We start from the raw sequence: 11,061 nt of genomic DNA, 5'->3' as shown, positions 1-11,061 counted from the left end.
CCATTGAAAATGATGCTGGTTTATATAAAAAGTAAACTTTAATCGTTTTACACCGCAGGTTCCTGCTGGCTCAGGCAATGGAAGCTGCCCAATCCCCAGATAATCTCGGTAGAATCGATACCTACCACCTCGCGGTCTTTGAAACACTCGCTGATGATACGCAGCGCCTTGTCATCATTTTTACAGTTGAAAACAGGCACGATCACGTGTTTATTGCTGATGTAGAAGTTCGCATAGGAAGCCGGCAGACGCTGGTCTTCATAGACCACAGCATCCGGCATCGGCAGTTCTACCACGTTCAGCTGTTTACCATTCAGCAGGCGCATTTGTTTCAGCTGCTGAAGGTTCTGCTGTAACAGGTCGTAGTTTTCGTCCTGTTTGTTGTCTTCTATGACAGTCAGGACGGTATCTTCATTGACGAAGCGTACGGTATCATCGATATGACCGTCGGTATCATCACCGATGATGCCTTCGTCTACCCATAATACCTGGTCAACGCCGTAGAAGTCCTGCAGGTAACCTTCGATCTGCTCCCTGTTCAGGTGCGGATTACGGTTTTCATTCAGGAGGCAGCAACCGGAGGTCAGTACGGTACCTTTACCGTTGAACTCTACGGAACCACCTTCCATGATGATGCCGGGGTGATATACCGGCAGATTGAAATGTTCTGCGATACGGGTAGGTACTACGTCGTCCTTGTCAAAAGGAGGGTATTTACCGCCCCAGGCGTTGTAATTCCAGTCTACGATCACTTTTTTCTGTGTGGCCGGGTTGATCAGGAACGCCGGACCGTGGTCACGGCACCAGGCATCGTTGGTCGGGTTGAAATAAAATTCAACTTTGTCCAGATTGACGCCTGCTTTCTGCAGGTGACCGGTTGCGAAAGCCTTCATGGCTTCATCATTCACATTGATACGGACGATTTCACTTTCCGCCAGGTATTTGATGAACTGGCTGTAATAAGGATAGATCGTATGGATCTTTCCGGGCCAGCTGGCTTCTTTATGCGGCCAGCTCAGCCAGGTGGCGACATGCGGATGGAATTCGGCAGGGAAAAAGTATCCCTGCTGTTTCAGAGTAGGTTGTCCGTTCATTATGCTTCGTCGATAAATCTTTTGGTGATGGGAGCGTAAGAATCAATTCTTCTGTCACGCATGAACGGCCAGTGTGTACGGTATCTGTCGGTCTGACCCAGGTCCAGTTCCTGTACGAACACTTCTTCGTTTTCGTGGGAAGCCTGGTAGATGATCGTGCCGAATGGATTGGCGATGAATGAACCACCCCAGAATTTCATAGCACCTTCCTGCTCGAAACCTACACGGTTTACGCTTACCACGTGAATACCGTTGGCAACGGCGTGGCTACGCTGGATGGTTTGCCATGCGTTGTATTGCTCAACGTTGGTTGCCTCATCCTGGCTGGTTGCCCAACCAATAGCAGTTGGATAGAAGAGGATTTCTGCTCCCATGAGGGCGGTGATCCTTGCTGCTTCCGGATACCACTGATCCCAACAGATCAGCACACCGAAAGTGGCGAATTTTGTTTTGAAAACTTTATAGCCAAGGTCACCGGGAGTGAAGTAGAATTTCTCGTAGTATGCCGGATCATCAGGAATATGCATCTTACGGTATTTACCCAGGTAACTGCCGTCGGCATCCAGCACGGCGGTAGTGTTGTGATAAAGACCCTGTGCACGCTTCTCAAACAGAGAGGCGATGATCACAACGCCCAGTTCTCCCGCCACTTTCTGCAAAGCATCGGTAGATGGACCAGGAATAGGTTCTGCCAGGGAGAAATTATCATAATCCTCCACGTCACAGAAATAAAGGGAAGTAAACAATTCCTGCAAACATACAATCTGTGCACCTTTGGCAGCAGCTTCACGTATACGCTCCGTAGCCTTGGCAAGGTTTTCAGCCTTATTGCCGCTACAGGACATTTGCACAAAACCTACTTTAACTTTTGACATTACCTGAGTTTAGTTTAACCGTTTTTAAAAATGAAGCTGCAAAATTACCAAAATATCCTAGAAAAACCCGACGCCTATATGCCAGCCGAACCAGGCGGTCACTCCGCCGCCTAAAGTAAACGGACTGTAATGCGCCGGTACCTTCGCATCGTACTTCGGATCTACCACGTCCAGCTTGTCGCTGTAGTAGATAGTAAAGGATGGGCCGGCAAACAGTGTTATGTTTTTCAGGAGTTTGTAATTCCAGGCGGTTTGTAGTCTGACCATGGAGTTAGTAGAGTTCCAGTTGCCCACATACAGGAACTGTGAGGTGAGTTCTGTTGTGATCTCTGAGCGGTCTGACATCGGAAACGGATGTCCGATACCGTAGCCCAGGCCGTAAGCTTTCTTCGGACCGAGTTTCATCCCTGCCAGCAGCAGACTGTATAACTTCCTGTTGCCAGATTTATAGGCAATATTGAGGTCGAGCATTTCATTATTATAGATCAGGACCTGGTGATAGCCTTTTCTGACGATATTGATCAGGCCAAGGCTGTAGCCATCGGAGGAATCGGCATAGTTGAGGAGACCGATCTGCACACCTTTCAGCACTTTGGTATAGTTGGCTAAACCGGCGATCTGCGCACCGGTGGTGGTATCCAGACTGACATTGAGTGCCCCTGCTATTTGCGCACCGCCCATTTCCTGCTTACTGATGTTCACTCCACCCGCGATCTGCGCACCTTTTATATGCTGCCAGCCAACATTCACCGCACCACCGATCTGTATCCCGTCAACCGTGTCCCGTCCGAAGTTAATAGCCCCGGAGATCTGTGCGCCTTTAACAACTCCCAGCGTACTACTGAGAACACCGCCAATTTGTGCACCTTTCATATTTCCCTGAACAAGATTAATAGCGCCGGCGATCTGGGCACCTTTAACAGGGCCACCTGTATTATTTAATATCCCGCCGATCTGCATCCCTTTACCACCATCACCGGACTGATTGTAGATACCACCTATCTGTGCGCCGCGGAAATCATATTTCAGGATATTACTGATCCCACCTATCTGCAGGCCTTTCAGGGAATCCATAATGTGATTATGTATACCTGCCACCTGTACGCCGCTGAGGTGTCCGCCTACGATATTAAAAACACCTGCTACCTGTACCCACCTGACCGCTTTCTGGTCAATATTGAAGATACCCGCTATTTCAACACCATTCAGACCGGCGGTATAACCGCCTATCAGATTCATGGAAAATTTATTGACCACCTGCGACCCCAACTTTCCATGTGTACCTAAAGCAGGTAGCAGGGAGTACTGATAGGGTTGGCGGGTAAAGAAATCACTCAGGTTCAAACTCTGCATCCGCTGTTTGGAAGAGAGAAAGAAACGGCCAAAGAATGTCTGCTCTACGTGTGTATGCTGGTTGACGTCTACTATTGATAACTGAATAGGGGCAGCGGGTTTGATAGTGGCATTCATTTCCTGATCATGCCCGCCAGGCACCAGCATGATGGTGTCGCGGTACAGTTCCTTGCTGACAGTCAGCAGGGCTGCGGTTCTTTCCTTCTCACGGAGCCGCAGCCTGAAATATCCCTGATCATCGGTCAGGGTAGAGATCAGCTGTACGCCTTCATAAACGCTGGCATTTGCGATGGGACGCCCGGTGGCAGCGTCTTTGATTTGTCCGCTGACCACATACCATTTCTCTTTTGAAGAGGTCCCGGGTTGTATAATGATCTGATTACCGATCTCGCGAAACTGGAAATTGCCCTGAAACAGGATGTCAAGTACCTGTTTGACAGAGCGCTTGCTGACATTGACGGTAACCAGGCTATCATCATGAATAAACTCCTTCACATAAGAGAAATGGAACTCGCCCTGCATACTGATATCGTCCAGTACAGCGGCCAGGGGTTTGCGGTCTGCGCTAACTGAGACGGTTTTATTAAGCGGGCTTTGGGCATAGCTGGAGTAACTTCCGAAGAGGAATACTACTATCAGAAATAGTTGTTTCAACAGAACAGTTTTGAATTTGCGGCAAGATACTACCTATTTTTCTTTTTGGATATTTAGTACTCATACAGTAGGTTTGTGCCGCATTTGGTTTCGCCGGAAGGCGAATTAATAGGGAATCCGGTGTAATTCCGGAGCTATCCCCGTAGCTGTAATCCTGTATCGCGATATGCGTTCGTTTTTTCCGGTATCACTCTTCAATGCCACTGTCCGCCGCAGGCGGAACGGGAAGGCCCGGGAAAAGCAGGAGAGCCAGAAGACCTGCCAGCTGCAACAGCTATATCGTGTCTTCGGGTGAAAAGCGCTGATGTTGTAATAGCCGACAGGCTTATTCAAATTGTTTACAAGTCCGCTGGTGAGATATGCCCCAAAGACGGTTTGACGGCCGTTTAGTAAAATTTATTGTCCTGATTAAACTTATCTATTGTAACAAAAATTCGATGTATGTATAAAAATTTACGCCTCTGGTTATTAGGTGGTCTGATGCTGGCCGCCGCTTCCTGTAAAACAGATGATGAAGTGGTTGTCCCTACAAAGTACGGCACCGGCTTCCTGATGGTATCAGAAGGTAACTATGGTAAAAATGCGGGGGATCTTAACTACTATGATTACAACAGGGATACTGTATTGCCATATGTCTACAGTGCTGAAAATCCGGGTAAAACATTAGGCCCTAATACCAGCACGATGGAATTCGGTACCATCTATAACAACAAGATCTACCTCGTTGGTAAATATGGCGCTCCGTTCGTAGTACTGGATGCCAGCACACTAAAAGAAACCAATCGTATTGACGCTTTACCGGGTGACGATGGCCGTGCATTTGTAGGGATAGATGAAACAAGAGGATTGTTAAGTACCAGTACCGGCGTTTTTCCCGTAAACCTGACCAATCTTACGCTCGGCGCAGCTGTCTCCGGTGTGACAGGAGAAGTAACAGATATGTTCAGAAGTGGCAATCACATTTTTCTGCTGTCCATTAAAGATGGTATCGTTGTACTCAACGCAAATGATTACAGCATAGCGAAGAAACTTGGTACGGCAGTATCTGGTTTCGTACAGAGCCAGGATGGTAATGTATGGGCTGCCTCCAAAACACAACTCAAGAAGATCAATGCAAGCTCCCTGGCTGTAGACAGTATCACGACCAACTTCCCGGTGTACTTTAATGAATTTACCTATAACAGCAGCTCTATGGTCGCATCTCCGGCAGAAAATGCGATCTATATTATATCCGGCGCCAATAAGGTCTATAAATACCTTCCCGGACAGGCATCATCGCTGAACACACCGTTTATTACATTACCTGCAGGACAGTATTTCTACGGAAAAGGTATCTGGTTTGACCGTATCAGAAATATACTGGTGCTGAATAGTAATACGAATATGTACGGCGCTGATATCAATAATCAGCTGTATTTGTACAGTGCAACGAGTGGCGCGCTGCTGCATTCGTCAACTTATAAGGGTTATTTCTTCCCAGGCATGATCCTCAATTAGGAATGAGGAATTTAAAATTAAACATTAAGAATTGGAATGCCGGGGAGATCGGTGCGACTGACAAATGTGGTGGGTAGCAGGTTACGGGAATAATTCTTAATTCTTAATTTTTAATTCTTAATTGCCTTCTATGTCTTTTGTAGTTAAAACAAGGTTTAATTGACTTACCGTCTTCTCATATTACTTTCATGTCTACCGCTTTCCCTGTTTGCACAGGATAAAGCAAAACCTGTATCCCCGGCAGTGGTATCAAAAGATACTGCTGCCACCCGGATGTTACAGGGTGTTACCATCTTTTCAAGTAAGAATAATTCCGTTTCTCCCGTACAAACATTGAGCGGAGTGGCACTGGAGAAGATGAACAGCTTATCTGTGGCAGATGCAGTGCGTTTCTTTTCGGGGGTGCAGCTAAAAGATTATGGCGGATTGGGAGGGCTGAAGACCCTGAACGTACGCAGTATGGGAACAAACCATGTGGGCGTATTTTATGATGGTATACAATTAGGTAATGCGCAGAATGGCACGGTCGATCTGGGTCGTTTTTCGCTGGATAATATTGAGCAGATCGACCTTTATAATGCGCAGAAAGGCGCGATCCTTCAACCTGCAAAAGGGTTCTCTGCAGCCTCCTCTATTTACCTGCAATCCCGGAAACCTACTTTTCATGAAGGCGAAACCACACATGGAAAAGTAGCTATTAAAACGGGTTCTTTTGGGATGGTTAACCCATCTGTCAGACTCGAACAAAAGATCACCAATAGCCTGTCGGCAGTTATCAGCAGTGAATGGCTGCATGGTAACGGGAAATATAAATTCAGGTACACCAATGGTACTTATGATACCACCGCTGTCAGGGAAAATGCTGGTATAGATGCCACCCGTGTGGAAGGAGGTCTCTACGGACAGTTTAAAGACAGCAGCAGCTGGCACGCGAAAGTCTATTATTATAATTCTACCCGCGGACTGCCCGGCGCCATTGTCAGTAATAAGTTCTACAATGGACAACACCAGTGGGACAGGAACCTGTTTGTACAAACCTCTTACAATAAGAAATTCGGCAAGCGGTACACTATGTTGCTGAATGCCAAGTATATGTATGACTACGTACGTTATCTAGATACGTCGATCATCACGGATTACGGTCCACTCATGAACCGCTATCGCCAGCATGAATATTATCTTTCCTCCGCGAATCAGTATAAACTGACTTCTTTCTGGGATGTGGCCCTGTCGGCTGACTTCCAGCTGAATGAAATGACGGCTGTTAACCTCGACCATTTTGCGATTCCCACCCGTTATACCACCCTGGCCGCAGCAGCTACACAACTGCACCTCGGACAGGTGGAAATGCAGGGAAACCTGTTGGCGACCTTTATCAATGAAAAGACGAAACTATATAATTCCGGACATGATTACAGTGCACTCAGACCAACGATCCTGGTGTCCTGGCAGCCATTCCGGCAGGAAGATCTGAAACTCCGTGCCTTTTACAAGAGCATCTTCCGGATGCCTACCTTCAATGATATGTACTATAGTACGGTAGGGAATCCTGATCTGAAACCGGAGCATACCCGGCAATACAATGCCGGAATAGGGTATACCCACAATTCCAAAGGCTTCCTGCAATTCTTCTCCTTACAAACAGACGTGTATTACAGCCATGTAAAGGATAAGATCGTAGCAGCGCCGGGCCGTAACTTCCAGTGGATGATGCAGAACATCGGCGGGGTTGATATTTATGGAGTAGATGCCAGTGTGCAGTTGTCGCCCAGATTGCTACAACAGGTTCAGACGGACTTTTCCGTGAAATATACCTACCAGAAAGCACTGGATGTCACCGATCCGCAGGAAGTCAATTATAAAGACCAGATCGCCTATGTACCCGTACACAGCGGTTCCTTTATCGCACACGCTTCCTGGAATAAATGGGATATTAATTATAGCTTTATATACGTCGGGGAACGTTATTTCCTCAATACCAATGTGCCATTATATTACCTGGAACCATGGTATACCAGCGATCTGTCAGTATCCACCAGCTTTCTTTGTCAACATAAGCTGATCAAACTAACAGGAGAACTTAACAATGTTTTTAACCAGTATTATGACGTTGTGATCAACTACCCGATGCCGGGTCGTTATTACCGTCTGACCGCGAGCGTAAATTTCTGATAATGCGAATTTTATCCAGGCTTATATCATGTCGTAATTTATTGCTGCTGTTGTCGGCAGCTATTATCGGACTGAGTGCCTGCCGTAAAGGCAACGGGATCATTCCCGGAGAAGAGACACAGGTAGGGCAACCGGATACCCTGCGAAATGGATTCTACCTGCTGAATGAGGGGAACATGGGCATGAACCTGTCCACACTGGATTACTACGACAGAAGTACGGGTATCTATAAAAGCAATATTTATAGTCAGATCAACCCCGGTGCAACCAAGGAACTGGGCGATGTGGGCAATGATATCGGGATCTATGGCAGTAAGTTGTATGCCGTGATCAATATGTCAGATAAAGTAGACGTACTGGACACACATTCTGCTAAACGCATTGGTCAGATCAGTATCCGAAATTGTCGCTATGTCACTTTTTATAAAGGAAAGGCATATGTAAGTTCTTATGCTGCTACTATAGGCGATGCGAGTGCCGGTGCCGGTTATATCGCAGAAGTGGATACAGCAACTTTACAGATACTGCGTACCGTAACCGTCGGCCGTCAGCCGGAGGAGATGGCGATAGTAGGAGATAAGCTGTATATCGCGAATTCGGGAGGGTATAGTCCGCCGAGATATGAGCGGACCGTTTCCGTGGTAGATATGAATACCTTCAAAGAAATAAAGCGCATCGATGTAGCGATCAACCTGCATCGCGTAAAAGCAGATAAATACGGAGATGTGTATGTAACCTCCAGGGGAGATTACTATAACATCCACTCTAAGTTATATGTGATCGATACGCAGAAGGATATTGTGAAGGATTCGTTTAACCTGGCGGCCAGCAATCTGGCAATAGCAGGTGATTCGGCCTATGTCTATAGTGCGGAGTGGAGTTATATTACGAACAAGAATACGGTGAGCTACGCGATTATCAATGTAAAAGATGAAACAAAGGTAACGGATAACTTTATTACGGACGGTATAGACAAGGAGATCAGGACGCCGTATGGCATCGCTATTGATCCGGAAAACGGCGATATTTATGTAACGGATGCAAAAAACTACCTGCTTCCGGGCACGCTTTATTGCTTCAGCAAAGCGGGCAAAAAGCGCTGGAGCGTAACGGCAGGTAATATACCCGCACATTTTGCGTTCATACCAAGATAAATTAACCCATGACCATGCGACTGAAAAAGCTATTATTTCCTGTTGTATTTGCCGTTGTCTGCTTTTCCTGTAAAAAGGACGAAGAAGGGGATAAGGGACCTAAGATCAGGCCTGTGACCGGCAGCAGCAGCCGTTTTATAAATAAGATATTTGAATATTCTCCGGCTCCGGGACAATTTATCGGAGAATCAACAGGAACGCCGGAAGGAGCTAACAGTATTGTTGGTACCAGAAGCGGTCTGGTATCACTGGGCGCCTATGGCGGTTATATCGTGTTTGGCTTTGATCACTCGATCCTGAATCAGACCGGCGCCGATCTGGCTATTTATGGTAATCCGATCCCTGAACCAAAGGCCTGGTCAGAACCAGGCGTAGTGATGGTGAGTCAGGATGAGAACGGGAATGGTTTGCCTGATGACAACTGGTATGAACTGGCGGGTTCCGCATATGTGAGTCCTGTTACGATCCGCAACTATAAGATCACCTACTATAATCCGAAAGGTATTAGCCGGGTGGCCTGGAAAGACAGCAAAGGTCAGACGGGCGCTGTAGAGATCAATGCGTTTCACGACCATTCTTACTACCCATCTTTTGCAGCTAACCAGGATTCCCTCACGTTTGAAGGTACGCTGTTAGTGCCGACATTCGGAGAGCAGGATGGTATTTACGTTAACCAGGCGCTGGTCTGGGGCTATGCCGATAACTACAGCACGGATGACACGAAGGATCCGTATGCGAAGAATCAGTACAACTCTTTTGATCTCTCCTGGGCCATTGATAAAAATGGTGTGCCGGTTACACTGAAAGCCATTGACTTCGTAAAGGTCTATACAGGGCAGAATAGCGTGGGTTCTGACATTATGGGAGAAGTATCTACAGAGATCGGCGGCGCCGCTGATCTGAATATGAAATAATTTACAGCATATTTTTATTACTTTTCAGGGGCTATCCGCAACACGGATGGCCCTTTCTTATCTAGTTCACGTCTTAAACGATTTATTCCATGCTTAAAGCCACATTTATGAGAAATGTGCTCCTGCTTTGCCTGTTAGGAGCAGCGTTGACTGCCTTCAGGTCATCATCATTTCAGCAGACGACCCTCAGTAATGCACCTGTACCTGACAGCATTTTGCCTGTAAGAGGATTCTGTATTGGAGCACCCCGTAAACCAGCCCTCGATGCTTTTATCAAATTTATCAAAGAGGAACTGGCGCCGCGCAAGGTAAACACCCTGGTGCTGAGAATAGAGTACAACTATCAGTATGAAAGTTATCCGGAGCTGCGCGACTCAGCTGCATTGTCAAAAGCTGATATCAAGAAGCTGGTACAGGTATGCCGTCAGAACGGTATTAGTCTGATCCCGCAGTTGAACCTTCTTGGACATCAGTCGTGGGCGAGCCACACCAACAACCTGCTGGTGAAATATCCGCAGTTTGACGAAACACCCTGGGTGAAGATGCCGGAAAAGTATGAATGGCCTAATGCGGATGGTCTGTATTGTAAAAGTTATTGTCCGCTGCATCCGGATGTACACGCTGTTGTGTTCAAGCTGATGGATGAACTGTGTGACGTATTTGAGAGCAAGGCGTATCACGCCGGACTGGATGAGGTGTTTTACATCGGAGAATCCAAATGTCCCCGCTGTGGTGGCAGAGACAAGGCGGAGTTGTTCGCCGGAGAGGTGACATTGTTACGCAATCACCTGGCAGAAAAGGGCAGAAGCCTCTGGATCTGGGGTGATCGTCTGATCGATGGTAAGACGACCGGTATCGGTATGTGGGAAGGAAGTCTGAATAATACTTACCGTGCGATCGATATGATCCCTAAAGACGTAACGATCTGCGACTGGCATTATGATCGTCCTGACAAAACGCCTGTTTATTTCGCTATGAAAGGACTGAAAGTGATCACCTGTCCATGGAGAAAACCGGAGTTTGCGTCTATACAATTGAAAGATATGCTGGATTTCAGAGCAACATCTACCCCAATTATGAAAGATCGTTATCAGGGAATGATGCAGACAATCTGGTCAGGAGCGGAAGATTTCATGGATGAATACTACGGCAGGAAGGCACCAGGAGTTGAACAGCCAGGAAAGCCTGTAGATACGCTTCATACTCAAAGTCGTTGCTTTAAGCAATTATATGACGACATCGCTAAAGCCACTTTATGATTTTAGTTGACAGTAGCAAATATTGCATATGTAAAGCACTGAAAATTGCGGGAAATATTGAAAGTTAGAGAGTTTTATTTGGAAGGGCA

General features: G+C 46.8%; 8 protein-coding genes and 1 riboswitch. Of the genes, 5 read left to right on the top strand and 3 right to left on the bottom strand.

The genetic code is table 11. The annotated features are described in order from the left end of the window. Positions 1–47 precede the first annotated feature (47 nt). Genes BMZ72_RS07480 through BMZ72_RS07470 form a run of 3 tightly spaced genes read right to left on the bottom strand, consistent with a single transcriptional unit; the run spans position 48 to position 3,976 of the window. Positions 48–1,094 carry an agmatine deiminase family protein gene (locus BMZ72_RS07480; protein WP_089806719.1) on the bottom strand — a complete coding sequence of 349 codons (1,047 nt, stop codon included), beginning with the start codon at positions 1,092–1,094 and terminating at the stop codon, positions 48–50. Next, positions 1,094–1,969 (bottom strand): carbon-nitrogen hydrolase, encoded by an 876-nt coding sequence (locus BMZ72_RS07475; protein ID WP_089806717.1) that lies wholly within the window; start codon positions 1,967–1,969, stop codon positions 1,094–1,096. Before BMZ72_RS07475 ends, BMZ72_RS07480 begins: the two co-directional genes overlap by 1 nt. A 57-nt stretch (positions 1,970–2,026) precedes the next feature. Continuing rightward, a complete protein-coding gene (locus BMZ72_RS07470) occupies positions 2,027–3,976 on the bottom strand; it encodes a peptidase associated/transthyretin-like domain-containing protein (RefSeq protein ID WP_089806715.1) in 1,950 nt (649 codons plus the stop codon). A gap of 68 nt (positions 3,977–4,044) precedes the next feature. Next, a riboswitch (cobalamin riboswitch) is annotated at positions 4,045–4,257 on the top strand. A 160-nt stretch (positions 4,258–4,417) separates the two neighbouring features. On the opposite strand from BMZ72_RS07470, the gene BMZ72_RS07465 reads away from it, so the two are divergent. From BMZ72_RS07465 to BMZ72_RS07445, 5 genes are all read left to right on the top strand, one after another. Next, positions 4,418–5,473, top strand: a complete 1,056-nt coding sequence (locus BMZ72_RS07465) for a DUF5074 domain-containing protein (protein WP_089806713.1) — start codon at positions 4,418–4,420, stop codon at positions 5,471–5,473. 159 nt (positions 5,474–5,632) lie between these two features. Next, on the top strand, positions 5,633–7,645 hold the full coding sequence (locus BMZ72_RS07460; RefSeq protein ID WP_089806712.1) for a TonB-dependent receptor: 2,013 nt from the start codon (positions 5,633–5,635) through the stop codon (positions 7,643–7,645). A gap of 2 nt (positions 7,646–7,647) precedes the next feature. Then, complete coding sequence (locus tag BMZ72_RS07455; RefSeq protein WP_089806710.1) at positions 7,648–8,799, top strand: YncE family protein; 1,152 nt, start codon at positions 7,648–7,650, stop codon at positions 8,797–8,799. Between the two features lie 14 nt (positions 8,800–8,813). Further along, positions 8,814–9,713 (top strand): hypothetical protein, encoded by a 900-nt coding sequence (locus BMZ72_RS07450; RefSeq protein WP_218155211.1) that lies wholly within the window; start codon positions 8,814–8,816, stop codon positions 9,711–9,713. Between the two features lie 107 nt (positions 9,714–9,820). Beyond that, positions 9,821–10,972: a family 20 glycosylhydrolase gene (locus BMZ72_RS07445; RefSeq protein ID WP_255373133.1), complete on the top strand. Its 1,152-nt coding sequence runs from the start codon at positions 9,821–9,823 to the stop codon at positions 10,970–10,972. Positions 10,973–11,061: the final 89 nt, after the last annotated feature.

Origin of the sequence: Chitinophaga sp. YR627 (assembly GCF_900114995.1) — a bacterium.
Classification (GTDB): Bacteria; Bacteroidota; Bacteroidia; order Chitinophagales; family Chitinophagaceae; genus Chitinophaga.
The sequence above is the reverse complement of the archived record's forward strand: the minus strand, read 5'-3'. Positions and strand labels throughout refer to the sequence as shown.

Coding starts and splice junctions, on each gene's coding strand:
- BMZ72_RS07480 (WP_089806719.1), bottom strand. CDS start 1,094: ATGAACGGACAACCTACTCTGAAACAGCAGGGATACTTTTTCCCTGCC.
- BMZ72_RS07475 (WP_089806717.1), bottom strand. CDS start 1,969: ATGTCAAAAGTTAAAGTAGGTTTTGTGCAAATGTCCTGTAGCGGCAAT.
- BMZ72_RS07465 (WP_089806713.1), top strand. CDS start 4,418: ATGTATAAAAATTTACGCCTCTGGTTATTAGGTGGTCTGATGCTGGCC.
- BMZ72_RS07455 (WP_089806710.1), top strand. CDS start 7,648: ATGCGAATTTTATCCAGGCTTATATCATGTCGTAATTTATTGCTGCTG.
- BMZ72_RS07450 (WP_218155211.1), top strand. CDS start 8,814: ATGCGACTGAAAAAGCTATTATTTCCTGTTGTATTTGCCGTTGTCTGC.
- BMZ72_RS07445 (WP_255373133.1), top strand. CDS start 9,821: ATGAGAAATGTGCTCCTGCTTTGCCTGTTAGGAGCAGCGTTGACTGCC.